This window comes from Candidatus Salinivivens marinus (assembly GCF_965655845.1).
GTDB classification, from domain to species: domain Bacteria; phylum Pseudomonadota; class Alphaproteobacteria; order Rhodobacterales; family Rhodobacteraceae; genus Salinivivens; species Salinivivens marinus.
In genome coordinates, this window is sequence record NZ_CBFHHX010000008.1 from 19,211 (window position 1) to 45,899 (window position 26,689).

Below are 26,689 nucleotides of genomic sequence, written 5' to 3' on the forward strand. Positions count from 1 at the left end.
TCACTCTTCTCCAATTAAGAGATCACGAACTCGATCAAACTCTTCTAAAGTTTTGTACTTCAAAATTATACTACCATTTTCACCACCAGCACTGTGCTCTATGAAAACCCTCAAACCCAAAGCAGCAGACAACTCGTTCTCAATAGCCTTCGTATCCGTATCTTTATGTTTTAAAGTAGTTTTTTTCGGTTTTTGATTTAAGATCTTATTGTCTGACTTATTAAGTGAGCGCGCTAATTTCTCTGTCTCCCTTACTGACAGATTATCTGAGATTATCAACCTGGCGATTTTTATTGCCTCGTCAGATGAAACCAAAACCTTAGCATGACCAGCACTGATCTGCCCTGACACTAAATAACCTATTACTTCATCGGGTAAATTTAACAACCTTACGAGATTAGCAACATAACTTCTACTTTTTCCTAGAGCAGTAGAAACCTGTTCCTGGGTCCTTCCAAACTTTTCCATCAGCTGCTGATACCCACGAGCCTCCTCAATTGGATTCAATTCTTCACGTTGAATATTTTCGATAATTGCAACCTCAAGAACCTCATTATCTGAGAAATCTTTTACTATCACCGGCAAAGAGTCCAATTGCGCAAGCTGAGCTGCTCGCCACCTTCTTTCCCCAGCTACTATTTCAAACCCATCGGCATTTGATTTTTTTCTAACAATGAGCGGTTGAACGATACCCCTCTCTTGAATGCTCTTTGATAGCTCTCTCAAGCCTTCATCACTAAAAGTTCGACGGGGCTGTTCCGGATTTGGGAAGATGTTTATTATTGGTTCACTACGATATCCTGATCTATCAACCACCATAGAATCTGATGACATCTCTGTATCAGCCAAGCCTGAAACATCAGCAATGAGAGAACTGAGGCCCCTCCCTAAGCCCTTGTTTTTATTAGTTTTATTATTCATAATGGTTACCCAAAATTTGCATTAAATACTTTTATTATTTTTTAAAAACTCTTTAGCTAATCTTCTATAAGCCTGCGCCCCCCGGGATCTAGGCTCGTAAGTCAAAACGGGCACAGAGTGCGATGGCGCCTCACTTACTCTAACATTTCTTGGTATCACTGTCTTAAAAACAAGTTCGCCCAAGTTTTCTCTGGCATCTTTCTCAACTTGCTGACTTAAATTATTACGTCGATCAAACATTGTTAGTACGACACCCTCAAACCGAAGCCCAGTGTTTACAGACTTTCTGACCTCTCGGACAGACAGCATTAGTTGTGACAGTCCTTCCAAAGCAAAGAATTCACTCTGCAAAGGTATAAGAACAGAATCTGAGACAACCATTGCATTAATAGTTAATAGGCTCAACGAAGGCGGACAGTCCACAAAAATAAAATCATAATTACCCGCCAAGGTCTTGTCATCAACCAAAGCCCTGGAAAGAGCAGTACTGTGATTTGATGTTTTAATTAACTCTATATCCGCTGAGCTAAGGTCTACTGTTGACGGCACAATATCGAGGCCCTCCATGGAGGTAGGCAAAATTGCGCTAGAAATAGCTGCTTCTGCCAAGAGGACATCATAGACAGTTAGGTTCCTCTGCTCATAATCGATTCCAAGACCTGTCGACGCATTTCCCTGAGGGTCTAAGTCGATAATAAGTACTTTTTTTCCTAGCTCCACAAGAGCTGCGCTCAAATTTATTGTGGTTGTGGTCTTCCCAACACCGCCTTTTTGATTTGTAACAGCTACCACCTTAAAGTCATTGTTGGTACTACTATTAGACACCTTTAATACCTCTTAGAGCCAATATAACTGACCCTTCATGCAATTTACTTTTAACAGCGTCAAAATCAAAAATCCAATTTTTTTGGGCTTCAAACACCTCTGACTCCCAACTTTCGCCTTTTGCGAAAACCGCCAAACCATCTTTTTTCAAATGTTTTTCAGCGTAAAAACATAGAGTCTTAAGAGGTGCGAGAGCTCTAGCACTTAAAACATCAGCCGACATCTTTGGCAACTCTTCTATTCGACTATTGTACACATCAACTTTTAGGCCGAGCTCTCTACAAACTGTTTTTAAAAATACAGATTTTCGAACATCGGCCTCTACAAGAGAGAGTCTGTTTGGTATACCAAGCTCATCTGATAAAATTGCAACAACCAGGCCTGGAAAACCACCACCACTCCCAAGATCAACCCATTTTCCAGTTTTTTCACCAAATAATGAAAAAAGTTGAGCACTATCTAGGATATGGCGACCCCAAAACTCTGGAAGAGTTGATTTAGAAACAAGGTTAATTTTGGAATTCCACTTAAAAAGCAGCTTTTCATAGTCTTTTAGCCTTGAATATGTTTCACGTGAAACATCAAGTCCGGGCAATAATTTTCTATCGCTCATGCGGAGGCAGCTTTGCCTAAAAACTTTATCTTGGCCATTACTAACATTAGGGCTGCGGGGGTAATCCCATCTATGTTGGAAGCTTGAAGCATGTTTTTTGGACGTGCCCTAGACAACTTCAGCCTTAACTCCGTGGATAGACCCTGAATCGAATTGTAATCTAAATCCATTGGAATTAAGACGCGCTCATCCTTTTTGATCGTATCAATATCTTTTCTTTGTCTATCTAAATAGTTAACATAAGTGGCGTCTTTTTGGATTTGTTTAAGCGTCTCCTCATCTATCTTTATCAGTTTGGGTTCTAACTTAAACAGATCCTTATAAGAAACATTTGGGAACGCTAGAACCTGCATAAGGGTTCTACGATTCCCATCTTGGCTAATAGAAATTCCATTTTGTGAAAGGGTTTTTGGTGTGTATGTTTGGTTTTCAAAAAGCTTTCTAGCCTTTTTTATCCTATTGATTTTATTTATAAAATTATCTTCTCTCTCTCTGCCTACACAGCCAATTTCAAGCCCTTTTGGAGTTAGCCTTTGATCCGCATTATCAGCCCTAAGCGACAATCTAAACTCTGCTCTCGATGTGAACATTCTGTAAGGCTCTGTGACACCCCGACAAACCAAATCATCAATCATAACACCAATGTAACTATCAGATCTAGAAAACTGCACCCCCTCAGAACCAAGAGAAACTAGCCCCGCGCTTAAACCCGCTACCAATCCCTGTGCTGCTGCCTCTTCGTAACCTGTGGTCCCGTTTATTTGTCCAGCCAAATAAAGTCCATCAATGCCCTTAACTGCCAATGTGCTATCAAGAGACCTTGGGTCAACATAATCATACTCAATGGCATATCCGGGCTGTAATATTGCCACGTCCTCTAGACCAACGATACTTCTTACATATTGTTCTTGCACCTCAACAGGCAAAGATGTCGAGATTCCATTCGGGTATACGGTATGATCTTTCAAACCTTCTGGCTCCAGGAATATTTGATGGGAATCTTTATCTGCAAACCTGACAATTTTATCTTCAATTGATGGACAGTAACGAGGTCCAACACCTTCTATTTTACCACCGTACACTGCTGATTTGTCTAGATTTTTTCTGATAATCTCGTGGGTTTTTTCATTTGTGTGAGTTACCCCGCAGGACACCTGAGGAACAACAGGAGCACTGTTTAAAAAAGAAAACATCACTGGCTCTTCATCACCGTGCTGCTTTTCAACTTTATCCCATGCTATAGTGCGCCCGTCTATTCTGGGGGGCGTACCTGTTTTTAATCGCCCAATATCTAAACCTAAGTCTTTAATTCTATCCGCTAACAAATTTGACGCCTTGTCCCCCACGCGACCACCAGAACGATTATCTGTACCTATATGAATTCGGCCATTTAAAAAAGTCCCTGAAGTAATAACCACAGAATGGGCGGATAGCTCCACTCCGTCCGCAAGCATAACACCACAGACACGGTAACCATCTACCAGTAGATCAACAACTTCTCCCTCAACCAAATGCAGGCCCTTAATGCCTAATAGACGCATGCTCATCGAAAATTGATATAGCTTTCTATCAGCTTGGGCTCTTGGACCTTGTACTGCTGGACCCTTTTTTTTATTTAACAACCTAAACTGTATACCCGCATCATCGGCGGCCAGAGCCATCAAGCCACCTAGAGCGTCTATTTCCCGCACCAGATGTCCTTTTCCCAAACCACCTATCGCCGGGTTACAAGACATTATTCCAATGTCTGAGCTTTTCATTGTTACTAATGCTGTATTAGCGCCTATACGGGCTGCTGCCGCTGCTGCTTCACAGCCAGCATGCCCTCCACCGATAACAACTACGTCATACTGTTTCACGTGAAACACCTATTTACCGAGACAAAAACTTGAGAAAACTTCATCTAAAACGTCTTCTACACCGATTCTTCCAATTAAGCTATCTAGTGCAGATGTTGCAGCTCTTATTTCTTCTGCTGTTATATCATAATATTCTGGCCCATCCCTTAATGAGACGACTGCATTGCCTAAAAACTTCTTAGCATTAACCATTGAACTTTTGTGCCGCTCACGAGTTGCAATGCCTACATATTGTGCTTTATCATTCAATATATCCCAGATGTTGTTTTTTAACCTATCTATACCGGCACCAGTTTTTCCTGAAACACCACCTCTATTTCCCTGATCATCCTTTGCAATACAAGTTATATCCGTGTCTCTCCTTTTTAACTCCGATGGGTACTCTCCATCCTCAGTCAAAACTATCCGGAGATCACTCAAACTTGATCTCTCTAAGGCTCGGCTAATACCGATCTCTTCTACCCTATCGTCTGATTTACGTATTCCTGCCGTATCCAATATAGTTACTGGCAGGCCACGCAAATCGAGCTTTACCTCTATTACATCTCTAGTCGTACCACTAACGTTTGAGGTGATTGCTGCGTCTCTGCCAACCAAATAGTTAAGTAATGTTGACTTTCCTAAGTTAGGCGCACCCACAATCGCTACTTCGAAACCTGAACGTATTCTTTCTGCTGTCTGAACACCAATAATTTCTTTATCTAGGTCGCTGAGCACCATATTAATTAGTTTTTCAACTTCCGATGTAACTTCTTCAGGAACTTCTTCATCGGCAAAATCTAATGTTGCTACTAATAATGCTCCAGCTTTTACGAGCTTTGCCCTCCACTCTTTAGTTTTTTCACCCAGCGCACCGTTAAAAATTCTTGCAGCCTGTTTATGTTGTGCGTCTGTTTCTGCATCTATAAGATCTGCCAAGCCCTCTACTTGAGCTAAATCAATTTTGCCATTTTCAAGAGCGCAACGAGTAAATTCTCCAGCTTCTGCAGGTCTTAAGCCTTTGAAATTACATAATAATTTAATTACTGACGATACGACTGCACTCGAACCATGCAAATGAAATTCTACTACATTTTCTCCCGTGAAACTATAAGGTTTGTTAAATATAAGTATAAGTGCTTGATCTATAAAATGATTATCAGAATCATAGATCACTCTTAGATTTGGTTGCTTTTCCTTTAATTTTGATTTTGTGAGCTTCTCGGCAACATTAATTGCAAGAGGCCCAGACAGCCTTACTATTGATATACCGGCTTTACCGGGTGCGGATGCAAGTGCGAATATAGTATCCAATTAGCATTCTCTTATTGGGCTAAGTATTCATCGAATCAAAAAATTCTGCATTTGTTTTAGTTTGTTTTAGTTTAGATAATAAAAACTCTATTCCGTCTGTCGTCCCCATAGGGTTCAGTATTCGTCTAAGCACAAAAGTTTTCTGCAAATCTAGCTTGTCAATTAATAGATCCTCTTTTCTTGTACCAGATTTTAATATGTCAATCGCGGGGAAAACTCTCTTATCAGCTACTTTACGGTCTAAAACAATTTCACTGTTACCTGTACCCTTAAATTCTTCAAAAATAACCTCATCCATTCTGGAACCTGTGTCGATTAATGCGGTTGAAATAATAGTTAATGAACCACCCTCTTCTATATTTCTTGCCGCACCAAAGAACCTTTTTGGCCTTTGAAGAGCATTTGCATCTACACCACCTGTTAAAACTTTACCCGAAGACGGTATTACAGTATTAAAGGCCCTGCCAAGTCTAGTTATAGAATCCAGTAAAATAACGACATCACGCTTGTGCTCAACAAGACGCTTAGATTTTTCTATTACCATTTCAGAAACTGCGACGTGCCGCGTAGCAGGCTCATCAAATGTGGAAGATATTACCTCTCCTTTAACTGACCTCTGCATATCGGTAACTTCTTCTGGTCGCTCATCGATTAGCAACACAATCAAATAACATTCTGGATGGTTTTTTTCTATGCTATGCGCGATGTTTTGCAAAATGACGGTCTTTCCTGTTCTGGGCGGTGCTACAATTAATGACCGTTGACCTTTACCTATTGGTGCGACTAGATCTATTACTCTGGCTGATCTATCCTTAACCGTAGGATCTTCAATCTCCATCGTTAAACGTTCATCTGGGTAAAGTGGTGTAAGATTATCAAATGCAATTTTATGTTTTGCTTTTTGCGGATCTTGAAAATTTATTTGGTTGACACCAACGATAGCAAAATAGCGCTCATTTTCATCCGGCGCTTTGATCATACCTTCTACTGTGTCACCAGTTCTCAACGAAAACTGACGTATAATTTCTGGGGATACATATATATCGTCTGGACCGGGAAGATAATTTGCCTCAGGTGCTCTTAGAAAACCAAACCCATCTTGTAATACTTCTAGTACTCCTTCTCCAAAAACTTCCCAACCTTCATCCGCTCGCTCTCTAAGAATTTGAAACATCATTTCGCCTTTACGCATAGTAGAAGCGTTCTCTATTTCTAGCTCTTCTGCCATTGATAAAAGGTCTTTAGGACTCTTTGATTTAAGGTCAGATAAATTCAATTTTTGAGCAGACATCATGTACCCTCTCAAGCAGTGTAATTTTGAAGTTTGTATCCAGAACAGGATATGTTCCCGTAATGAAATTTTTTATTTAAGTCAATAAAAGTTAATATTTCAGTACTACAGATACTATTATTATTACTAGTAGAATTGTTGGAACTTCATTCAGTAACCTATATTGTTTACCTGACAAAGTATTATTATTGATTTTAAAATCGCTGATTTTTAATCCTAACCAAATATTAAATATAGTCATAACTATTATCGCTAATAATTTTACCCAAACCCACATGTGCGAAAAATCTATGATACCAGGAGTAGCTGCTAATAAAAAACCACAAATCCATGATACGATCATAGCAGGTGTCATAATAAAAGAATGGAGCTTTTTCTCCATGATAAGAAAGACCTCATTAATTTGATCTTTGCCATCAGAACGCTCGACATGATAAACAAGAATTCTTGGTAAATAAAATAAACCAGCCATCCAGGATATCACTGATATCAAATGGAGAGATTTTATCCACGGATATAGTACGATTAATATATCGTTCATATTAACATCACTTATTCTTTACAAATAAAATATTAATATAAAAGAGTAGTTTTAGTAATAGATAAAAGGGAAATGGTGGATTAAATTTTATCAAGAACATATTAACAAGTCTGTTAAAAAATAAATGTTATAAAAAATTATATAAAATTAGTAAGTTAAATACTTTTCCACAAGAAAATAAACAAAAAAATTATACTTTAATTTATCCTTATCCACTGTATATAAATCTATCATAAAATAAAAAAAAAGATTAAAAAGTTTAAAACAAAACAGAACTTTTGAAACATCCTTAGATATTAAAGATTTATTAACATGACATGTGGGATAGTATTAGCATCAAAATCTCAAATCAGATCATTACTTATGGAGAAAGCAGGTATTGAGTTCAGTACTGTTGATCCAGCGATAGATGAGAAAGAAGTGAAGCTATCTTATATCAGTAATAACTATCCTGCACGTGATATAGCAGACGTACTAGCAGATATGAAGGCGAGGAAAATATCAAACAGATTTTCTGATAGCATAGTTATAGGCTGCGATCAAATTTTAGACTTTAACAGTAAAATACTATCTAAAGCGAAAGACCAGGAAGAGTTAATTCATCAACTTAAACAGCTTCAAGGAAATAAACATAAGCTACATTCTGCGTGTGTAGTTTATAAAGCGCAAAAACCTGAATGGCGTTTCATTGGATCAGTAAGTATGACCATGCGGAATTTATCAGATCGGTATATATCAAAATATGTTCAAGATAACTGGGATGATATAAAACATAGTGTGGGCGGCTATCAAATTGAAAATTCAGGTATTTCTCTTTTTTCAAAAATAGATGGAGATTATTTTAGCGTGCTAGGTTTACCAATAATACAATTAATAGACCACCTATTAAATCGAGGAGTAATAGAGCAGTGAGCTTATCTCCTATACCAGTGGCAGCAGTATTAGGTCATCCCATAAACCATTCTAAATCACCCAAACTTCATAATTATTGGTTGTCATTATTTAATATAGGTGGCTACTACATACCACTTGATATAGATCCAAGAAATTTCGAAAACAGCATTCGAGCTCTCATTGATTTAGGTTTCGTAGGAGCCAATGTGACGATACCTTACAAGGAGAAAGTATTAAAAATAGCAGATAAAATTTCTGATAGAGCAGCAATAATTGGTGCGGCTAATACTCTTACATTTTTACAAGATGGCAGAATTTATGCTGACAATACAGATGGTTATGGATTTTTACAAAATATAAAGTGCAAATATAATGATTGGTCGGCCGGCGAAGGTACATCGGTTGTATTCGGGGCAGGTGGGGCGTCACGCGCAATACTGGGGGCACTAATTGAAGATGGAGCAAATGAAGTAATACTTGCAAACAGAACAAGATCTAGAGCAGATCAGCTAAGGTCTGATTTTGGAGCTAAAATTAAAGTTGTAGATTGGACGAAAGTCCAGAATTATCTCAGTGATGCATCGACTGTTATAAACGCAACATCACTTGGTATGGACGGTAAAGAAGAGCTTCCAATTTCGTTGCAGGGGTTGAGAAAAAACACTCTTGTTACAGACATAGTGTATACCCCCCTTAACACACCCCTTTTAGAAAATGCAGCAAAAAGAGGCTGTCGTACAGTAGATGGCTTGGGAATGTTAATCCATCAGGCCATACCTGGGTTTGAACGTTGGTTTGGGGTGAAGCCAGACGTTTCAGAAAATTTGCGCGAATTGTTGATCAGCCAATGATAAAGATTGGGCTAACAGGTTCCATAGGAATGGGCAAAACAACCACAGCAGGTATTTTTGTAAAACATGGTTGTGCGCTCTGGGATGCTGATAAAACCGTTCATAAACTATATTCAAAAGGTGGTATAGCAGTGAAAGCTGTATCTAAGTTATTCCCCACATCAGTAGAAAACGGTTCGATTTCAAGGAATAAGTTAAAGGTGCTTTTGAAAAAGCAGCCTGAAAAACTTAAAGAGTTGGAAAAAATTGTATATCCTCTCATACAAGCTGATAGACAAGACTTTCAAAATCAAAATACCGCTGACATAGCAGTTTTTGATATACCGCTTTTATTTGAAACTGGCCTGGATAAAGAAATGGATAAAACGGTATGTGTTTTTACTAGTGCGAAAAATCAAATAGAAAGATTAAAAAAGAGAACTGATAATATTGATAACTATTACAAAGAATTGATTTCAAAACAAATGCCCAGTGAAGAAAAATGCAAACTTTCTGACTTTACCATTGAGACAACATCTCATGAAAAGGTTGAAGAAAAAGTACTGGAAATACTCAATATGTTGCGAGTTTAATATAATGAGAGAGATAGTCTTAGATACGGAAACCACTGGCTTGGATCCAGAAGATGGACACCGGATAGTAGAAATTGGAGCAGTGGAATTAATGAACCACGTTCCCACAGGAAAAGAATATCATCAATATATTAATCCACTTATGGCTATGCCGGATCAAGCGTTTGCGATACACGGGTTAAGCGATGAGTTTCTTTCCAACAAACCAAAATTTTCAGAAATCGTTAATCAATTCTTGGAGTTTATAGGATCAGCGAAGTTAGTTATTCATAATGCTATTTTCGATATGAAGTTCATTAATGCAGAATTAATAAAGTGTGAAAAAGAAGAGATACCATTTGACAGAGCGACAGATACACTAGCTATCGCACGAAAAAAATATCCAGGATCACCCGCTTCGTTAGATTCTCTTTGTAGAAGGTTTAAAATTGATAATTCAGCGAGAGTGGTACACGGCGCATTGCTTGATAGCCAAATTTTAGCGGAAGTATATTTAGAGTTGGTTGGAGGAAAACAACCCGATTTCACGCTAAATATTACTGATGTTGAACATGGAAATAGTAGTAACCCCGGAAAAGCAAAGAGAATACGTGAAAGGGCTGAAAATTTGAAACCAAGGATAACAAAAGACGAAGAAAATAGACATAGAAAATTTATTAAGCAGCTTGGGGACCATTCAATGTGGTCAGAAATTTTAAAGGCGTAGCACCCCCTAGTGTTTCACTTTAGATCCATTTTTTTCTTTTGCATTTTTTCTCCTGTCTATTTCTTGCCTGTATAATTTTAAGAAATCTATGTTTTCTAAATTTAGTGGTGGAAAACCACCATCACGAGTAACATCACTCACGATTCTGCGAAGAAATGGAAACAACATTCTGGGGCATTCTATAAGTAAATATGGGTGTAATTGATCGTCTGGGACATTTTCGATTTGAAAGACGCCGCCGTAATCTAGCTCCAATACAAAGAGAATATTATTTGTATTTTTAGATTTACTATCAACGCGAAGTTTTATTATTACGTCAAACTGTTTATCTGTCGTACGCTTTTTTGCGTCTATGTTTACATTAACTTGTATTTCTGGGTTCAACTCACCATCGACCCCCTTTTGTGCAAGAATGTTCTCAAAGGAGAGGTCTCTTACATACTGTGCAAGAATATTCATTTTTGGCGGTGTTATTTCATCTGTTTTCTTAGCCATTAAATTCTCCTGTCGAGCAATACTATAATCTGATTACTCTATAAGATTTCAGTCTTTAGGGTTTGTATTTTTTTTCCAAGGTGATCCATCATTAGGTGTGATATCTTTATATTCTGCATCATAAATTGTTCTGTTTTGATATGAAGTACCCTCATCAAAACGACCCACGTGAATAAATTTTTTTTCAAGTTTTCTAAACAGCCAATATCGAAAATTTGGGATAAGTAAAAGGAAACCAATAAAATCTGTGAAAAAGCCTGGTGTAAGCAATAATGCTCCCGCAAAAAGAACTAATACACCATGCCCAATAGGTTCGGAAGGGTCCTCCAATCTTCCCGCTTTTCGTTTGAACAAATCGAAGAGTTGTGAGGCTTGTTGTTTAACAAACACAGTTCCTGCAATGGCTGTAATTAATATAATAAAAACTGTTGGCATTAGGCCAATTGTACCGCCTACCTTAATGAATAAGACGATCTCAATTACTGGTACTGTAAAAAATAGAAGAAAAAGCCACATCTAATTTATTATCCTTAATTCACTTTAGTGGACATTAACACCTTTAGCACCTACATAAGTAGTTGAAAGTAAAATTACCACTATCGCACTGATCAGGAGCGTGAAATGAGTCCAGCAATTATTGAAATTCTTGTTTTAGCAGGAATAGCCATTTTTTTGGTTTTAAGATTAAAGAATGTACTGGGTACCCGCGAAGGCTTTGAAAAACCTCCGTTACAAGATGCTGCTCCTTCCAAAAACGCTAGAGATTTTCGCGTAATTGATGGCGGTGAAGATACGGACATTACTGACAATGTTGACAAAAAAAGTCCATCTGCTGAAGCTTTGGCGCGCATGAAAAAAGTAGACGCAGATTTTATGGTGAATGATTTTTTGACTGGGGCAAGGTCCGCATATGAAATGATACTAATGGCATTTGAAAATGGTGATTTAAAAGATGTTGAGAGCTTCCTTGACGAAGATGTGAAAGACGCATTTCAGCAAGTAATCGATATGCGAGCAAAAAAGAAGCTGAAGGTTGAGGCAGAGTTTTATGGGATAAGAGAACTTAGCTTAAAAAATGCAGACTTTGATGATAAAACTAATGTAGCAGAACTTTCCGTTGCATTTACGGGAGAGCTTTCTTCAGTTGTGAAAAATAAAGATGGTGAGATTGTGGAGGGTGATGCTAAACAGGTAAAACGTCAGCGAGACACATGGACGTTCTCTCGTGATTTATCATCATCTGATCCGAATTGGCTCCTTGTTGCCACAAGTAGTTAGAATAATTATTCAACTGTGTAGTGAGGCCAACTTCATAAGTCTCTGGGTGCAAAGTCATGAAAAGGAGAAAACTTAGTCTGGAAGAAACAAAGCTTTGGGAAAAAGTAGCCAAGTCTACTCTACCCCTTAACGATAAAACTCTGACTGAAAGTGACATTAGCTCGGGTCAAATTAGTCCAAAAAATAGTAAACCCACCAATGCCCCCCCTAAGAGAGCCCTCAGGCCGCAATTAAATGAAAATATAGCTATCAAAAAAGGGTTCGTTTCAACTGGTGCTCAAAAAGTAAAAATGGATATGAAGGCTTTTGACAAGCTGAAAAAAGGCATGCTCGAACCAGAGGCGTGGCTGGATCTTCACGGCATGACACTAGAACAAGCATATCCAGCCTTATTAAATTTTATAGTTTCTTCTCACAATAGACAGAAAAGACTGGTATTGGTAATAACAGGAAAAGGTAAAAACTCTGATCCTGGTTATGTTATTCCGCAACGCAATGGGGTGCTCAGATCGCAGGTTCCTCTTTGGTTAAAGGAACCAAGGTTGTCTAATTTAATACTCCAAGTCGAAAAGGCGCACCAAAGACACGGTGGCTATGGTGCTTTATATATATACCTACGCCGTAGTAGGCCATAATAGACAGATTGAAGAACTCTCTAGTTTATAAAATTTAACTTATGTAAAAGATTTTTCGTTGTATCGATCGATCTTAAAATATATAGCACAGGAAATTATTGGAGAAACATATGTCAAATTCAGAGCTGGTAAATTCTATAGAAGCTGCTTGGAATGTTCGAGAAGAAATAACCCCTTCAACAACTGGTGAAACGAGAAAAGCTATTGAAGCAACTTTATCTGCTCTTGATACTGGAAGTTTACGTGTTGCTGAGAAAAATGACAAAGGTGATTGGATCGTAAACCAATGGGCAAAAAAGGCCGTTTTGCTCGGCTTTAGACTTAAAGATATGGAGGTACACGAGGGTGGCCCGCAGAACTCAGGTTGGTGGGACAAAGTTGATAATAAGTTCAAAGGATGGAACACTAAAGATTGGAAAGAAGCAGGTTTTAGAGCTGTACCAAGTTGTGTTGTAAGACGTTCTGCATATATAGCGCCAGGAGTTGTTCTAATGCCTTCATTTGTAAATCTTGGTGCATATGTAGATACAGGAACAATGGTAGACACATGGGCTACGGTTGGCAGTTGTGCCCAAATAGGTAAGAACGTACATTTATCTGGAGGTGTTGGTATCGGTGGCGTATTAGAGCCAATGCAGGCCTCTCCGACAATAATAGAAGATAATTGTTTTATAGGTGCCCGTTCCGAAGTGGTAGAAGGTGTAATCGTTCGAGAGGGTTCAGTTTTTGGGATGGGAGTTTACATAGGGCAATCGACCAAAATAGTAGATCGAGAAACAGGAGAGGTAATGTATGGAGAAGTTCCTCCTTATTCAGTAGTCGTTTCTGGTTCAATGCCAAGCAAAAATAACATAAGTTTATACTGTGCAGTGATTGTTAAAAGAGTTGATGAGAGAACCCGTAGCAAAACGGGAATTAATGAACTTCTCCGTGATTAATAATTTATAGAATTACACCTTTTGGTATGACGGCTCCTAGTCTACCACTCGTACAGCACCCTTAGAAGCAGATGTCGTTAATGCAGCATATGCTTTAAGGGCAGTGGTCACCTTCCGCTTACGTTTCTTTTTGGGTATCCAGCCGTTTTTATCTTGTTGAATACGACGTTTAGCAAGTGTTTCATCAGAAACATTTAAATGAATTTTTCTTTCAGGTATGTTGATTTGAACTTCATCACCAGTTTCTACCAGCCCAATTGTGCCGCCCTCTGCCGCTTCTGGTGAAACATGTCCTATCGATAAACCAGAGGTGCCGCCGGAAAAACGCCCATCTGTAACAAGTGCGCAAGCAGAGCCAAGACCTTTCGACTTTAAATAGCTGGTAGGATAGAGCATTTCTTGCATTCCTGGTCCCCCACGAGGTCCTTCATGTCTAATTATTACGACGTCTCCTGATTTAACCTTTCCTGTCAGTATGTCATTGACAGCATCATCTTGGCTTTCAACAACATAAGCTGGGCCAGTAAATTTTAATATTTTTTCATCAACACCAGCTGTTTTAACGATACAGCCGTCTTCTGCTAAATTTCCATAAAGCACAGCAAGACCACCATCTTGTGAGAAGGCCTTTTCCTTACTGCGAATAACACCCTTCGCTCTATCAAGATCGAGTTTTTCAAAGCGGCGACTTTGTGAAAATGCTGTTTGGGTCGGAACGCCTCCTGGTGCGGCTTTATAGAAAGATAAAGCTTTCTCATCAGTTGTTTGAGAAATATCCCAAACCTTAAGGGCGTCAGATAATGTTTTGCTATGAACCGTCGGCAAGCTTGTATCAATGAGGCCAGCTCGGTCTAGTTCGCCCAAAATTGCCATTATACCGCCCGCTCTGTGTACATCTTCCATATGAACATCAGATTTTGCTGGAGCAACCTTACATAAAACAGGTACTTTTCTAGATAACCGATCTATATCATCCATTGTAAAACCAACGTTGCCTTCATATGACGCCGCTAATAGGTGGAGAACAGTATTGGTCGACCCACCCATGGAAATATCCAGCGTCATTGCATTTTCGAATGCCTTAAAAGAAGCAATGGACCGTGGTAAAACGGATGTATCACCCTTTTCATAACAACGTTTAGCTATTTCAACTATTATTCTACCGGCGTTCAGAAAAAGATTTTGTCGGTCCGAATGAGTTGCTAAAACTGATCCATTTCCAGGTAGTGAAAGCCCTAAAGCTTCTGTAAGACAGTTCATTGAGTTTGCAGTGAACATTCCAGAGCAAGATCCGCATGTTGGGCATGCAGATCGCTCAACTTCTGCAACTTCTTCGTCAGAATATTTTTCGTCTGCAGCGTAAACCATTGCATCAACTAAATCTAATGCCTTTTCTTTGCCGTCCCAAATTATTTTGCCGGCCTCCATTGGTCCGCCGGAAACAAAAACAGCTGGTATATTGAGACGCATCGCTGCCATCAGCATTCCAGGGGTAATTTTATCACAATTGGAAATGCAAACCATTGCATCTGCACAATGCGCATTCACCATATATTCAACCGAGTCGGCTATAACTTCCCGCGATGGTAGAGAGTAAAGCATCCCATCATGACCCATGGCAATTCCATCATCGACGGCAATAGTATTAAATTCCTTAGCGACGCCGCCAGATTTTTCTATTTCACGAGCTACCATTTGGCCCAAATCTTTGAGGTGAACATGGCCTGGAACAAATTGTGTGAACGAGTTTACCACAGCGATAATTGGTTTACCAAAATCATCATCTTTCATTCCCGTGGCACGCCATAAGCCTCGTGCCCCAGCCATATTTCTTCCATGAGTGGAGGTTCTAGATCGGTACATGGGCTTTCCTTTTAATTACCTTTTTATGCATTATTGAATAATTTTAATATTCGCAACTAAATTGAAATTCAAACTATTCAAGAAGCATTATATAGATTTCCGGATACACGTAATTTTTATGTCAGTAAAATTTAGTATATGATATCTAAATGTAATATCGATGAAATTAACAAACCCCTGGTTTATGAAAAAAATTATTGATAAAAATAGAAAACAGCGCGCGATATTTACTTTAGAGGTAAGTCTAGGTCGATCAAAAAATGATGGTCTTCCAAGAAACTCTATTGGTGCGACATTAATTTGTTATTCTACTGGAATTGATGAAGAAGAAGCGGTTCGAGAAGCAGTTGCAACGTTGAAGCGTTCTAATATGTCTCCACTGAATGTAGTTGGCTATGGTTCAATTGAAGAAAGATTGAAAAATGGACATGAAATTGATCTGGAGGAAAACAAAATCATGTTGCGCGCCCTAAATGAAAACTCTGTCATAGTAGCTGATGTTATGCCCTTATTTGGAAATGAAACAGAGGAAGACATAGTAAATTGAGACGTATCATATTTTTTGATCTAGATGGGACATTGACGGACGCTGGGCCGGGAATAAAGGCATGCATTAACTATGCTCTTGATAAAATGAAACTAGAAAAGCTTGGACCTGAAAGTGACTGGGTAGTGGGACCATCTCTTTGGGGCACATTTAATAAGCTAGGTGTTCCGGAGGAAGATTTAAATTACGCTGTTGATTTGTATCGAGAGCGATACGATGTAAAAGGATATATCGAAAATAGTGTCTATACTGGTATTCCAGAGCAGCTTTCGGAATTAAAATCGATGGGTTATATGCTTGGTGTTGCAACATCAAAGCCAACTGCTTCGGCTATTTCCATATTAGAGTATTTTCAGCTATCAAGATATTTCTCATATCAGTTTGGTTCTAATCTGGATGGCTCATTATCTGATAAGTCCAGCTTATTGCAACATGCATTAAGTACTACAGGTTCTCAACCCAGCGATGCTTTAATGATAGGTGACAGACGATACGATATTATTGGTGCAAAATCTAACTTGATTAAATCTATAGGAGTGAGCTATGGATATGGATCAATAAATGAGTTGAGAGCAGCAGGAGCCGACTGCCTGATTAAAGAAACAAGGGAGCTGGCCACAGTGGTAAATAAACTGTTACCAATTTAGGTGAAATTATGAATGAAATTGATCCTGTAAACCTTACAGCTGAACTCATAAAATGTCCGTCCGTAACACCAAAAGAAGCGGGGGCAATTACTTTGATAGAGGATTTGCTAAATAAAAATGGATTTATATGCTCTCGAATTAGCCGTGCGGGAGTAGAAAATCTTTTTGCTCGCTGGGGTTCGGGGAGAGCTGAAAGAAGTTTCGGTTATAATGGGCATACGGATGTAGTGCCGGTTGGAAATGCAGAGTCATGGTCAGTAGACCCTTTTGGGGCTGAGGTGAAGGATGGCTATTTATTTGGTCGAGGTGCCACCGATATGAAGTCGAGTGTCGCGGCATTTGTCGCGTCAGCCATAGATTTTGTATCAAAAAATCCGCCAAATGGTTCTATCGTTATTACTATTACGGGAGATGAAGAAGGGGAAGCTAAAAACGGAACGGCTGCAATTCTAGATTGGATGCAGAAAAATAATGAAAAAATAAGCCATTGTTTGGTGGGTGAGCCGACTTGTCCGGATTACCTCGGTGAAATGGTAAAGATTGGGCGTAGGGGATCAATTACAGCAAGGTTTTGTGTTAAGGGTCTGCAAGGGCACACCGCTTATCCACAGCTAGCAATAAATCCGCTTAATGCACTTGTGCAGTTAATGCATTCTCTTAGTGAAGAAAGTTTGGATATTGGCTCCAAACATTTTGATGCGTCGACCCTAGTCATAACTTCCATTGATACTGGAAATTCTGCAACCAATGTAATTCCAGAAATGGCAAAAGCCGTGATTAATATAAGGTTCAATGATAATCATACCAGTGAGTCTATAAAAAAATGGTTGGAAAGAACTTCAAAAGACTTTGCTGAAAAAACTGGGACAGAAATTACAGTTGATACGCATACGTCCGGGGAAAGCTTTTTGACACCTCCAGGGCAGTTATCTGACATAATTTGCAATTCTATCCAGCAAGAACTTGGGGTTAAACCGTCTTTGTCGACGACGGGTGGAACTTCTGATGCAAGATTTATAAAGAACATCTGCCCTGTCGTGGAATTTGGGCTAGTGGGAAAGACTATGCATGCAATTGATGAGAGGGTTGAGATAAGTCAAATCCGCAATTTAAAGAAAGTCTATACTCGCATTTTGGAAAATTATTTTGCCGAAATATAAACCAACTTTGGTGGTTATGGTAAAAGAACCAAGACCTGGGAAAGTCAAAACACGGTTGGGAAATGATATCGGAATGATTGAATCTGCTTGGTGGTATAGACATCAAAGTTTATCGCTTATACGAAATGTTGTACACCCTAAGTGGGAAACTGTAATTGCTGTTTCTCCAGATATTGAGGGACAAAATAGTAGGATTTGGCCTTCTGAATTGATGCGGATCTCCCAGGGAATGTCAGGGTTGGGAGAAAGAATGCTCAAGATATTAGATAGTTTTCGCGTTGGTCCGATTTGTATAATTGGTTCTGATATTCCAGATGTAAGTAAGGAAAAGATAGATCGGGCTTTTAAGATTTTACGTAGGAACGAGTACGTTTTAGGACCTACTTTCGATGGCGGGTTTTGGCTTTTTGGTGCAAAAAAAATTAGGAAGATATCAAAAAAAACTTTCACAAAAGTGCGGTGGTCATCAAACTATGCTTTCGACGATACTATAAAAACTTTGGAAACTGACAGATGGGCTGCTTGTGATGTGCTACGTGATATCGACAACGGCATCGATTATGACACTATACAAAAAAAAACATCCTAATTTCGTCTTGGCTAGGCGATTCATCGATTTTGTATTATGAAAATACGGCCTGGATAAATGAAAATCATACGTTATCTAAAGGATAGTACAGGGTTTAAGTTTATACCCATATCGGCTGAGAGAAAAATATTGGATTCTTTGTGAAGACTAATAAAGCTCATAATTCTTCAAAGACTATGGATAAAATTCTCATTTTACAAGTTATGGCGCCAACCAGCGATGGTGAGATTTTTGCACGTCCCGTTTCTTGGGAAGAGGCCGGAGACGAGCCAATCGTTTATATTGAGCATGATAAGTTCACGGGTCTCTTATCCTATGGCGACCGAATTCTGACTCGGATTAAACCCGTCAATTCTAACAATTTCGACTATGTTGGAAAGATTATAAAGAAAATAGACGATAATTCTCAAACAAAACTTGGAATTTTCCAAATTACGCCAAATGGACCGAGAGTTAAATCGATAGATAAATCTGGCAAAGATTGGTTGGTAGAGTTGGACAAAGGTGTGGTTATTGAAGATGGAGAATTAGTTGAATTCAGTAAAATTGACTCTGGAAGAAGAATTCGCTCTGAAAAGGTTAGAGTTTCTGAAAGGTTGGGCGATCCTTCTGCTCCAAAATCTGTATCTCTTATTGCAATTCACCAACATAAGATTCCCAATATTTTTCCAGAAGATGTACTTCTTCAGTCTAAAAAAGCCTCCTTTTTACAAAATAAAAAATGGGACGATTATTCGCACGTGCCCTTTGTCACGATTGATCCTAAAGACGCCCGTGATCATGACGATGCTTGTTATGCAAAACCGGATGACGATCCAAAAAATATTGGTGGTCATTTAATATGGGTAGCTATAGCTGATGTAGCACACTTCGTCCGATCTGGCGATGCAATAGACAATGAAGCACGTCACAGGGGTAACTCCACTTATTTTCCTGACAGAGTTGTTCCAATGCTTCCAGACAACTTATCTGGCAATCTTTGCAGTTTGCATGAGGGGGAAAAGAGAGCGTGTATTGTTGTAAAAATAAAAATTGACTCAGTAGGTAATAAAATAAGTCATAAGTTTACGCGTGCAGTAATTCAATCTTGGGCATCTCTTGAGTATGGCGAAGTTCAGGAAGTTATTGATAAAGGTAAAGGAAAACCGAAAGTTCTGGATCTTGTAAATACTGTCATTAAACCACTTTATGATGCCTATTCCTGTCTAAAAATTTCAAGAAAGGCTAGAAGTCCTCTAGATTTGAACCTTCCAGAACGGAAGATAGAAATAGATGAAAAAGGTATAGTCAAAGACGTTAGATTCAAAGAAAGGTTAGAGGCACATAAACTTATAGAAGAATTTATGATTCTTGCGAATGTTTGTGCAGCAGAGACATTATCTTACAAAAAAACACCTACAATTTTTAGGGTACATGAAGAGCCCGATAAAGAGAAGATTGAAGCTTTGAGAAAGACAGCGGTTTCGGTAGGATTAAAGTTGTCAAAGGGTCAAAATATAAAAGCTTCCCATATTAATGAACTATTAGCTCAGGCAGAGTCAGCACCCTTTCGAGACTTAATAAATCTATCGGCATTACGCTCTATGAACCAGGCATTTTATTCACCAGAAAATTTTGGTCATTTTGGTTTGTCTTTGTCTCAGTATGCCCACTTTACATCACCCATTAGGCGTTACTCTGATCTCATTATTCATCGCGCTTTGATATCTGCAGTTGGGTTGGGCGATGATGGTCTTAAAGATATAGATATTGATAATATTCATAGTACAGCAGAGAAAATATCTGAATCTGAGCGGCGCTCTATGGTTGCAGAGCGAGATACTAATGACAGGTACCTTGCGCATTTCCTGTCGGAAAGAATTGGAAATGAATTTTGTGGTAGTATAAGTGGGGTATCAAATTTTGGGATATTTGTAAGGCTAGATGAGACAGGTGCAAATGGCATTGTTCCAGTAAGGACAATAGCTAATGAATATTTCAAATATGATAAATCTGCGAACAGGTTGATTGGTTCAGAAACTGGGCTAAAGCTGGAATTAGGAATGTCGGTTCGGGTGAAGCTTTCAGAGGTAGACCCTTTTGCGGGCGGTATAGTGTTTCAGCTTACCCATCTTGAAAATGAGCAATTAAATTATGAGGGTAGCAAAGGTAGATCTAAATTTTTTAATAAAAACAAATATAAAACACGGAATAAGAAATTAAAAATAAAGAGAAGAGAAAGAAGAATAAAAGTATCCTGATAGTCGCTACTCACCATAGGGTATCCAAATAGTTTTATTTTCAGTCGCGTTCTCTAGGAATTCTCTACCAAAGCCCTCTTCACTATTCCAATCCCTCCCGCAACCATTGTTAACCCATGTGCGTTTTAAATTACTTACAGACGCTTTTTCTATATCCCTTGAAACATCAGAAGGAGAAAAGCTCCAGACACTTTCAATATCCATATGCCCTGCAAGCTCTATTGCTAGATCTGCATGTTTGCCAGTTAATATGTTAATGGATCCAGGAGGAACGTCTGAGGTGTCTAAGACTTGATAAAAATCAGTAACAATAGGAGAAAAGGTTTCAGAGGGAATAATAATTGAGCGATTACCTGTAGCGAATAATGGGGCCATTACGGATATAAACCCAAGAAGAGGATACTGATCATCACATAGAACGCCACAGTTTCCTATTGCTTCTTTCATAACAAGCGCCACTGCTTTGAGAGGTACGCTTCTAGCGCTCCCATCGAACTTATCGGACCAAGCAGCATAGAAAAACAATCTCTGAATACTTTGCTCTACTTCAGTTTGAGCATCAGACCTTCCTGTGAGTGCTTGCAAAGTGTTGGCAAATTCTGCTTTCCTTGCTGATAAATTTTCAGCCATATAATATAAGATTTGAGCTCGAAGATGTGCTGTGGAATGCGACCAATTTTTTGCAGAGTTCATGGCCTCAACGGCGTTTCGAATATCTTTGCGGTTCGATAAAGGCACTTGGGTTACAGGTTTTCCGTTATGATCAAAAATTGACTGAGAGTAGCCACTGTCTGGGCGACATTGTTTTCCCCCGATGTAAAGCTTTGCCGTTCTGTCAATATAGTCAGCCTTTCTAATTTGGTTTTTAACTAGCGTGCTTTTGATCTTAGGTGAGAACTGGTTCTTTGGTTTACTGTAAGCTAAAAGGCCTTCCCATCCACCTTCTCGGCCAAACCCACTTTGTTTTACCCCACCAAACCCAGCAGCAGCATCGAACATATTTGTTCCATTTATCCATATTACCCCTGCCTTAATTTTTGGTGCGAGCTCTAGGCATAGATTTATATTTTCACTCCATACAGAGGCTGCCAGCCCAAACGTAGTGTTGTTTGATAGTTCTATGGCTTCCGAAGGGGTTCTAAATGTTGTACTCACCAACACTGGACCAAAGATTTCTTCGTGCATGAGTGGATCTGCAGTATGCAATTCTGTTATTAGGGTTGGAGGAAAGAAACATCCTTCTTGGGGTAATGGTGAACCAGCTTGAAAGACTTTTCCCTGTGTCTGAGAAACCATTCCACTAATTTTTTTGTGTTGTTTCTTATCTATAATTGCCCCCATGTCTATTGACTTGTCGAGAGGACTTCCCAAGCGTAGATTTTTCATTCTATTTCTGAGTTTATTGTAAAATTTTTCTGAAATCGCTTCATGAACTAATAGGCGAGACCCAGCACAACAAACTTGCCCTTGGTTAAACCAAATTGCATCAACGACCCCTTCAACGGCACTATCCAGATCTGCATCATCAAAAACAACAAAAGGCGATTTTCCACCTAATTCTAGTGTCAAGGACTTGCCGGAGCCAGCTGTTCGTTCTCTAATTAATTTTCCAACTTCTGTTGAACCAGTAAATGCAATTTTATTTATATCTTTATGTCCGACAATTATTTCGCCGACTTTTCCGTCGCCAGTTACAATATTTATGAGGCCATTTGGAACTCCAGCAGATGTACATATTTCAGCGAATAAAAGGGCTGTTAAAGACGTGTATTCTGCAGGCTTTAGCACCACAGCATTACCCATGGCGATGGCAGGAGCTATTTTCCATGAAAGCATTAGGAGTGGAAAGTTCCAGGGAATAATTTGACCACAAACTCCTATCGGAGATCGCTTTGGAAGCTCAGCCTGCATTAATTGAGCCATTCCAGCATGATAATAGAAGTGTCTTTGAGCAAGAGGAATATCAATATCACGAGATTCTCTAATTGGTTTTCCATTGTCCAGGGTTTCCAAGACAGAGAAAAGCCGAGAGTTTTTCTGCAAGAGACGTGCAATTGCATATAGAATGCGGGCACGCGCATGATCACTTTCTTTGGACCATTTTTTTTGAGCGGCTCTGGCTGCTTTAACTGCAGAATCTATATCAGATGGAGACGACTGACCAATTTTTGCTAATACTTGATCGTCAGCAGGGTTGACGGTGTTGAAATGATCTTCGCATTGTTTCCATTTGCCATTTATAAAATTACCAAAAGTATAATTATGGCTCTTCAACCAATTTTGGGCTTCTCTGGCGCTTTCGGGTGCTTCTCCATAATCCATTTTATCAAAGATATTCTTTATTTGCATGTTTTACCCCAATGGATGCCGATAATTAGCAGAATAATTTCCAGTTAAGTAGTGTTCTAACTGTCGTTCAATGTCTCCAAGAAGGCTTGAAGCCCCAAAGCGAAATAAAGAAGCGTCCATCCAATCGTTGCCTAATTCTTCTTTTATGAGACTTAAATAAACTAGTGCATCTTTTGCTTTTGATATGCCACCCGCTGGTTTGTAACCTACTTTAAACCCTGTTTTTTCCCAGTACTCTCGGATTGCACGCACCATTACAATGGACGTACCAAGCGTGGCATTAATACTTTCTTTTCCTGTTGAGGTTTTAATGAAATCTGCCCCAGCCATCATACAAACCATTGATGCACGCGCGACATTTCTGAGGCTTCCTAACTCACCAGTTGCTAAGATTGTTTTGAGGTGTGCATCTCCACAGGCAGAACGAAATGCTTTAACTTCATTAAAAAGTTCCTGCCAGTTTTGAGTCAGGACATGCCTCCGCGAAATAACAATATCTATCTCTTTGGCCCCAGCTAGTACACTTTCATCAATTTCTAATAACCGAGTTTTAAATGGAGACAGACCTGCAGGAAAGCCGGTTGAAACGGCGGCGACCGGAATGCCGCTATTACCCAAGGCGGCAATGGCGGTTTCTATCATTTCATGGTATACACATATAGCTCCAACATGGAGGCCATCCATTCCCAATGCTCTTGTTAAATCTGGCCTAATAGGATGAATCCCTTTAGCGCATAACCTTTTTACGCGACCTGCTGTATCGTCTCCAGATAGCGTCGTAAGGTCTATGCAGGAGATTGCTTTCAGTAGCCAAGCGGCCTGATGAGCTTTTTTTATTGATCTGCGTGTGCCAAGAGTAGCAGCGCGACGTTCGATTGCTGAGGTGTTTGCGCTCTGTGACATAACCCAGTCGACGTCAAGCTCGCATCCTTCATTTCTATTAGTTAAACTATCATTCATTCTTTACGACCAGGAATGTCTCATAAACATTGAACATTTGCATGTGCACAGAAATATATCAATACAGTATTAGCTGATATAGTATTTAACTTGTTTTAAATTTCCTGCTCGTACCAATCAGTGCTGTTATGAAACATGCAGTGAGCAATAGAATAATTGTTGGTGCGGGCGCACTATCAATAAAGAAGCTAACATAAATACCAAAAAAACTCGATAATAATGAAATTAAAGTAGCAATGATAAGCATTTGGTTAAATCTCTGCGTTAGCAAAAAGGCTATTGCTCCGGGAGCTATCAACAAACCGATTGATAGTATTATTCCCACTGCTGATAGAGTGGCTACTATTGTTACGGATACCATCGCGAGAAAGCTGTAGTGTAATAAGCGAACAGGGATCCCAACAGAACGCGCTTGGATTGGATCAAAGGTATGTAACAGTAAGTCGTGTCTCTTTATAGTTACGAGAATTGTAACCATGCTGGAAATTAAGAATGATATAAGCAAGTCTTCAAAAGTTATACCGAGTATATTGCCAAATAATATATGATCTAGATGCACTTCAGTAGATACCTTTGAATATAAAACAATTCCAAATCCAAACATCCCAGAAAAGACTATACCCATTATAGTATCATGTTTGAGCCTGCTATTTTCACTTAAAAACCCTGATAAAACTGCGCAAACCATGCCAGAGCAGAATGCGCCAATGATTAATGGAATACTCAGTAAATATGATATTATTATTCCTGGAAGTACCGAATGGCTTATTGCGTCTCCCATTAACGACCAGCCTTTGAGCACCAAAAAACATGAAAGCAGAGCTGCTGGTACCGATATGATAGCTGCTATTATGAAAGCATTTATCATAAAACTATAATGGAATGGGGTAACTAATATGTCAGCCATAATTAGTGTCTGCTTCTAACGCTGCTCGACTTTTGGATTTAAAGTATCCATGTTTTGGCGCTAAGATGAAGGTGGAAATAAATATTAAAGTTAAAATTGAAACAATTATTCCACCGGTAGCACCATTCAGGAAGTAGCTAATATAGGCACCAAAAAAGCTGCTTAATGTTCCAATAATCACGCTTATTATGAGTAATCTAGGAAATTTATCCGTAAGCAAGTAAGCAGTGGCTCCAGGTGTAACTACCATGGCAATTACTAGAAAAGCCCCAACAGTTTGAAGAGCGGCAACACAAGAAGCGGCTAAAATTGTAAAAAATAGTACTTTCAGTAAATCTGGATTTAAACCGATAGACCTTGCATGGTTTTCATCAAAAAATGTAACCATAAAATCTTTCCACTTTGTCGTAAGAACACAAAGAGACACAAGACCAATTATCACAAGCTGAAATGTATCTGTTGGTGTAATTGCAAGGATATTACCCATCGTGATAGTTTGGATGCTCACGGACATTGGTGACAGTGATATCATAAACAAACCAAGACCAAAGAAAGATGTAAAAATAACTCCTATTATGGCATCTTCTTTAAGTTTGGATCGCTGTTGTAAAAAAAGTATTGAGCTTGCGGCTAGTCCGCCAGCGACAAACGCGCCAAGCGCAAATGGTAGTCCTAGCATATATGCTCCTGCCACACCTGGTACTATTGAATGGCTGAGAGCATCACCTATCAGCGACCACCCTTTCAACATTAAGTAAGCTGAAAGAAAAGCACAGACCCCTCCCACTAAAGCACTTACCCACATTGCATTAACCATATAACTATAAGAAAATGGTTCCAATAAAGCTTCAAGCATCTTCATCACTTTTCTTATCACTGTCGTACAAGACGAAGGGACGCTCGTCATCTGAAATCACACGAACTTCGCGCCGGTCATTGTCATCATGAAGATCAGTTCCACTGAGAACAAAATGCCTTAGAACACCCCCAAATGCGAGCTCTAAATTTTGACGTGTAAAGGTATTTTCTGTCTTACCGTAAGCTAATACCGTTTCCTTGATTAAAATTGTTCTGTCACAAAACTCTGGTACTGACCCAAGATTGTGTGTTGAAACAAGCATTATTTTTCCTTCTTTTCTCATCTCACCAAGAAGTTTGATTATTGCAGTTTCGGTTTTTACATCCACTCCTGTGAAGGGTTCATCCAGCAAAATAATTTTACTTTTTTGTGCTAATGCGCGAGCTAAAAAAACTCTTTTTCTTTGACCGCCGGATAATTCACCAATTTGCCGGTCTTTAAAATCGGTCATCCCAACACGATTTAAGGCATTCGCAACCTCCATTATGTCTTGTTGTCTCGTTTTCCGAAAAAAGCCCATATGGCCATAGCGGCCCATCATGACAACATCCTGCACCAGCACTGGAAACGACCAATCTACTTCCTCTGCTTGTGGTACATATGCGATAAAATTTTCTTTAAGCGCAGATTTTACAGATTGACCCAAAATTGAGATTTCACCTTTTACAGTAGGTATAAACCCCATTAGCGCCTTGAATAAGGTTGATTTTCCTGCACCGTTTACTCCCACTAATGCTGTTATTGTGCCCGTGGGTATTTCAAAGGAGACATTTCGTAAAGCTGTGGTTCCGTTGTTGTAAGTTACGGTTAGACCGCTAGTTATTATGCCTGACTCTGCTTCGATCATTTAGGTGCT

27 protein-coding genes are annotated in these 26,689 nt (G+C 39.1%); 12 read left to right on the forward strand and 15 right to left on the reverse strand.

Features of this window, described 5'->3' with window-relative positions; translation table 11 throughout:
- The 7 genes from ACTF5Q_RS08300 to ACTF5Q_RS08330 form a co-directional block, all read right to left on the reverse strand.
- Entirely contained in the window at positions 1-921 is a 921-nt protein-coding gene (locus ACTF5Q_RS08300; RefSeq protein WP_438954158.1) for a ParB/RepB/Spo0J family partition protein, read from the reverse strand.
- Between the two features lie 21 nt (positions 922-942).
- On the reverse strand, positions 943-1,746 hold the full coding sequence (locus ACTF5Q_RS08305) for a ParA family protein (protein WP_438954159.1): 804 nt from the start codon (positions 1,744-1,746) through the stop codon (positions 943-945).
- Positions 1,739-2,359: a 16S rRNA (guanine(527)-N(7))-methyltransferase RsmG gene (gene rsmG / locus ACTF5Q_RS08310; protein ID WP_438954160.1), complete on the reverse strand. Its 621-nt coding sequence runs from the start codon at positions 2,357-2,359 to the stop codon at positions 1,739-1,741. The genes ACTF5Q_RS08305 and rsmG overlap by 8 nt, the downstream gene beginning before the upstream one ends.
- A complete protein-coding gene (gene mnmG / locus ACTF5Q_RS08315) occupies positions 2,356-4,227 on the reverse strand; it encodes a tRNA uridine-5-carboxymethylaminomethyl(34) synthesis enzyme MnmG (protein WP_438954161.1) in 1,872 nt (623 codons plus the stop codon). The genes rsmG and mnmG overlap by 4 nt, the downstream gene beginning before the upstream one ends.
- Complete coding sequence (mnmE, locus tag ACTF5Q_RS08320) at positions 4,228-5,511, reverse strand: tRNA uridine-5-carboxymethylaminomethyl(34) synthesis GTPase MnmE (protein ID WP_438954162.1); 1,284 nt, start codon at positions 5,509-5,511, stop codon at positions 4,228-4,230.
- A gap of 19 nt (positions 5,512-5,530) precedes the next feature.
- On the reverse strand, positions 5,531-6,802 hold the full coding sequence (gene rho, locus ACTF5Q_RS08325; RefSeq protein ID WP_438954262.1) for a transcription termination factor Rho: 1,272 nt from the start codon (positions 6,800-6,802) through the stop codon (positions 5,531-5,533).
- Positions 6,803-6,893: 91 nt separating this feature from the next.
- Complete coding sequence (locus ACTF5Q_RS08330; RefSeq protein WP_438954163.1) at positions 6,894-7,343, reverse strand: CopD family protein; 450 nt, start codon at positions 7,341-7,343, stop codon at positions 6,894-6,896.
- 312 nt (positions 7,344-7,655) lie between these two features.
- Between ACTF5Q_RS08330 and ACTF5Q_RS08335 the strand changes: the two genes are divergently transcribed.
- The 4 genes from ACTF5Q_RS08335 to dnaQ are packed head-to-tail and all read left to right on the forward strand — an operon-like array spanning position 7,656 to position 10,366.
- Positions 7,656-8,255, forward strand: a complete 600-nt coding sequence (locus ACTF5Q_RS08335; RefSeq protein ID WP_438954164.1) for a Maf family protein — start codon at positions 7,656-7,658, stop codon at positions 8,253-8,255.
- Positions 8,252-9,088 carry a shikimate dehydrogenase gene (locus ACTF5Q_RS08340; RefSeq protein ID WP_438954165.1) on the forward strand — a complete coding sequence of 279 codons (837 nt, stop codon included), beginning with the start codon at positions 8,252-8,254 and terminating at the stop codon, positions 9,086-9,088. The genes ACTF5Q_RS08335 and ACTF5Q_RS08340 overlap by 4 nt, the downstream gene beginning before the upstream one ends.
- Positions 9,085-9,660: a dephospho-CoA kinase gene (gene coaE, locus ACTF5Q_RS08345; RefSeq protein ID WP_438954166.1), complete on the forward strand. Its 576-nt coding sequence runs from the start codon at positions 9,085-9,087 to the stop codon at positions 9,658-9,660. Before ACTF5Q_RS08340 ends, coaE begins: the two co-directional genes overlap by 4 nt.
- 4 nt (positions 9,661-9,664) lie before the next feature.
- Entirely contained in the window at positions 9,665-10,366 is a 702-nt protein-coding gene (dnaQ, locus tag ACTF5Q_RS08350; protein ID WP_438954167.1) for a DNA polymerase III subunit epsilon, read from the forward strand.
- Positions 10,367-10,372: 6 nt separating this feature from the next.
- Here the strand turns inward: dnaQ and secB are convergent, their stop codons facing one another.
- Complete coding sequence (gene secB / locus ACTF5Q_RS08355) at positions 10,373-10,882, reverse strand: protein-export chaperone SecB (RefSeq protein ID WP_438954263.1); 510 nt, start codon at positions 10,880-10,882, stop codon at positions 10,373-10,375.
- Between the two features lie 27 nt (positions 10,883-10,909).
- On the reverse strand, positions 10,910-11,377 hold the full coding sequence (locus tag ACTF5Q_RS08360; protein ID WP_438954168.1) for an FxsA family protein: 468 nt from the start codon (positions 11,375-11,377) through the stop codon (positions 10,910-10,912).
- Between the two features lie 105 nt (positions 11,378-11,482).
- Between ACTF5Q_RS08360 and ACTF5Q_RS08365 the strand changes: the two genes are divergently transcribed.
- From ACTF5Q_RS08365 to dapD, 3 genes are all read left to right on the forward strand, one after another.
- Positions 11,483-12,139 carry a Tim44/TimA family putative adaptor protein gene (locus ACTF5Q_RS08365; RefSeq protein WP_438954169.1) on the forward strand — a complete coding sequence of 219 codons (657 nt, stop codon included), beginning with the start codon at positions 11,483-11,485 and terminating at the stop codon, positions 12,137-12,139.
- A 56-nt stretch (positions 12,140-12,195) separates the two neighbouring features.
- Positions 12,196-12,774 (forward strand): Smr/MutS family protein, encoded by a 579-nt coding sequence (locus ACTF5Q_RS08370; RefSeq protein WP_438954170.1) that lies wholly within the window; start codon positions 12,196-12,198, stop codon positions 12,772-12,774.
- 110 nt (positions 12,775-12,884) lie between these two features.
- Entirely contained in the window at positions 12,885-13,712 is an 828-nt protein-coding gene (gene dapD, locus ACTF5Q_RS08375) for a 2,3,4,5-tetrahydropyridine-2,6-dicarboxylate N-succinyltransferase (protein ID WP_438954171.1), read from the forward strand.
- Between the two features lie 36 nt (positions 13,713-13,748).
- Here dapD and ilvD read toward each other — a convergent pair whose 3' ends face one another.
- Positions 13,749-15,575 carry a dihydroxy-acid dehydratase gene (gene ilvD / locus ACTF5Q_RS08380; protein ID WP_438954172.1) on the reverse strand — a complete coding sequence of 609 codons (1,827 nt, stop codon included), beginning with the start codon at positions 15,573-15,575 and terminating at the stop codon, positions 13,749-13,751.
- A gap of 160 nt (positions 15,576-15,735) precedes the next feature.
- On the opposite strand from ilvD, the gene ACTF5Q_RS08385 reads away from it, so the two are divergent.
- The 5 genes from ACTF5Q_RS08385 (at position 15,736) to rnr (ending at position 20,758) form a co-directional block, all read left to right on the forward strand.
- A complete protein-coding gene (locus ACTF5Q_RS08385) occupies positions 15,736-16,122 on the forward strand; it encodes a hypothetical protein (protein ID WP_438954173.1) in 387 nt (128 codons plus the stop codon).
- Positions 16,119-16,769, forward strand: a complete 651-nt coding sequence (locus tag ACTF5Q_RS08390; protein WP_154033983.1) for an HAD hydrolase-like protein — start codon at positions 16,119-16,121, stop codon at positions 16,767-16,769. The genes ACTF5Q_RS08385 and ACTF5Q_RS08390 overlap by 4 nt, the downstream gene beginning before the upstream one ends.
- A gap of 8 nt (positions 16,770-16,777) precedes the next feature.
- The gene (dapE, locus tag ACTF5Q_RS08395; protein WP_438954174.1) at positions 16,778-17,929 is read left to right on the forward strand and encodes a succinyl-diaminopimelate desuccinylase; all 1,152 of its coding nucleotides are present in this window, start codon (positions 16,778-16,780) and stop codon (positions 17,927-17,929) included.
- Entirely contained in the window at positions 17,916-18,518 is a 603-nt protein-coding gene (locus ACTF5Q_RS08400; RefSeq protein ID WP_438954175.1) for a TIGR04282 family arsenosugar biosynthesis glycosyltransferase, read from the forward strand. Before dapE ends, ACTF5Q_RS08400 begins: the two co-directional genes overlap by 14 nt.
- A 140-nt stretch (positions 18,519-18,658) precedes the next feature.
- Positions 18,659-20,758, forward strand: a complete 2,100-nt coding sequence (gene rnr, locus ACTF5Q_RS08405) for a ribonuclease R (protein WP_438954176.1) — start codon at positions 18,659-18,661, stop codon at positions 20,756-20,758.
- Between the two features lie 6 nt (positions 20,759-20,764).
- On the opposite strand, the gene ACTF5Q_RS08410 is transcribed toward rnr, so the two are convergent.
- From ACTF5Q_RS08410 to ACTF5Q_RS08430, 5 genes are all read right to left on the reverse strand, one after another.
- A complete protein-coding gene (locus ACTF5Q_RS08410; protein ID WP_438954177.1) occupies positions 20,765-23,107 on the reverse strand; it encodes an aldehyde dehydrogenase family protein in 2,343 nt (780 codons plus the stop codon).
- A gap of 3 nt (positions 23,108-23,110) precedes the next feature.
- Entirely contained in the window at positions 23,111-24,067 is a 957-nt protein-coding gene (gene deoC / locus ACTF5Q_RS08415) for a deoxyribose-phosphate aldolase (RefSeq protein ID WP_154033979.1), read from the reverse strand.
- Positions 24,068-24,152: 85 nt separating this feature from the next.
- A complete protein-coding gene (locus ACTF5Q_RS08420; RefSeq protein WP_438954178.1) occupies positions 24,153-24,974 on the reverse strand; it encodes a metal ABC transporter permease in 822 nt (273 codons plus the stop codon).
- Entirely contained in the window at positions 24,967-25,830 is an 864-nt protein-coding gene (locus ACTF5Q_RS08425) for a metal ABC transporter permease (protein WP_438954179.1), read from the reverse strand. Before ACTF5Q_RS08425 ends, ACTF5Q_RS08420 begins: the two co-directional genes overlap by 8 nt.
- Positions 25,823-26,680, reverse strand: coding sequence for a manganese/iron ABC transporter ATP-binding protein (locus ACTF5Q_RS08430; protein WP_438954180.1), 858 nt, complete (start codon positions 26,678-26,680; stop codon positions 25,823-25,825). The genes ACTF5Q_RS08425 and ACTF5Q_RS08430 overlap by 8 nt, the downstream gene beginning before the upstream one ends.
- Between the last annotated feature and the right edge of the window lie 9 nt (positions 26,681-26,689).

Excerpts from the sequence above, each read along its gene's own strand:
- ACTF5Q_RS08420 (WP_438954178.1), bottom strand. The coding sequence starts at position 24,974 with ATGGCTGACATATTAGTTACCCCATTCCATTATAGTTTTATGATAAAT.
- coaE (WP_438954166.1), top strand. The coding sequence starts at position 9,085 with ATGATAAAGATTGGGCTAACAGGTTCCATAGGAATGGGCAAAACAACC.
- ACTF5Q_RS08370 (WP_438954170.1), top strand. The coding sequence starts at position 12,196 with ATGAAAAGGAGAAAACTTAGTCTGGAAGAAACAAAGCTTTGGGAAAAA.
- ACTF5Q_RS08410 (WP_438954177.1), bottom strand. The coding sequence starts at position 23,107 with ATGCAAATAAAGAATATCTTTGATAAAATGGATTATGGAGAAGCACCC.
- ACTF5Q_RS08335 (WP_438954164.1), top strand. The coding sequence starts at position 7,656 with ATGACATGTGGGATAGTATTAGCATCAAAATCTCAAATCAGATCATTA.
- dnaQ (WP_438954167.1), top strand. The coding sequence starts at position 9,665 with ATGAGAGAGATAGTCTTAGATACGGAAACCACTGGCTTGGATCCAGAA.
- ACTF5Q_RS08360 (WP_438954168.1), bottom strand. The coding sequence starts at position 11,377 with ATGTGGCTTTTTCTTCTATTTTTTACAGTACCAGTAATTGAGATCGTC.
- deoC (WP_154033979.1), bottom strand. The coding sequence starts at position 24,067 with ATGAATGATAGTTTAACTAATAGAAATGAAGGATGCGAGCTTGACGTC.
- ACTF5Q_RS08365 (WP_438954169.1), top strand. The coding sequence starts at position 11,483 with ATGAGTCCAGCAATTATTGAAATTCTTGTTTTAGCAGGAATAGCCATT.
- dapE (WP_438954174.1), top strand. The coding sequence starts at position 16,778 with ATGAATGAAATTGATCCTGTAAACCTTACAGCTGAACTCATAAAATGT.
- ACTF5Q_RS08425 (WP_438954179.1), bottom strand. The coding sequence starts at position 25,830 with ATGCTTGAAGCTTTATTGGAACCATTTTCTTATAGTTATATGGTTAAT.
- ilvD (WP_438954172.1), bottom strand. The coding sequence starts at position 15,575 with ATGTACCGATCTAGAACCTCCACTCATGGAAGAAATATGGCTGGGGCA.
- rsmG (WP_438954160.1), bottom strand. The coding sequence starts at position 2,359 with ATGAGCGATAGAAAATTATTGCCCGGACTTGATGTTTCACGTGAAACA.
- dapD (WP_438954171.1), top strand. The coding sequence starts at position 12,885 with ATGTCAAATTCAGAGCTGGTAAATTCTATAGAAGCTGCTTGGAATGTT.
- ACTF5Q_RS08385 (WP_438954173.1), top strand. The coding sequence starts at position 15,736 with ATGAAATTAACAAACCCCTGGTTTATGAAAAAAATTATTGATAAAAAT.
- ACTF5Q_RS08430 (WP_438954180.1), bottom strand. The coding sequence starts at position 26,680 with ATGATCGAAGCAGAGTCAGGCATAATAACTAGCGGTCTAACCGTAACT.
- ACTF5Q_RS08300 (WP_438954158.1), bottom strand. The coding sequence starts at position 921 with ATGAATAATAAAACTAATAAAAACAAGGGCTTAGGGAGGGGCCTCAGT.
- ACTF5Q_RS08330 (WP_438954163.1), bottom strand. The coding sequence starts at position 7,343 with ATGAACGATATATTAATCGTACTATATCCGTGGATAAAATCTCTCCAT.
- rho (WP_438954262.1), bottom strand. The coding sequence starts at position 6,802 with ATGTCTGCTCAAAAATTGAATTTATCTGACCTTAAATCAAAGAGTCCT.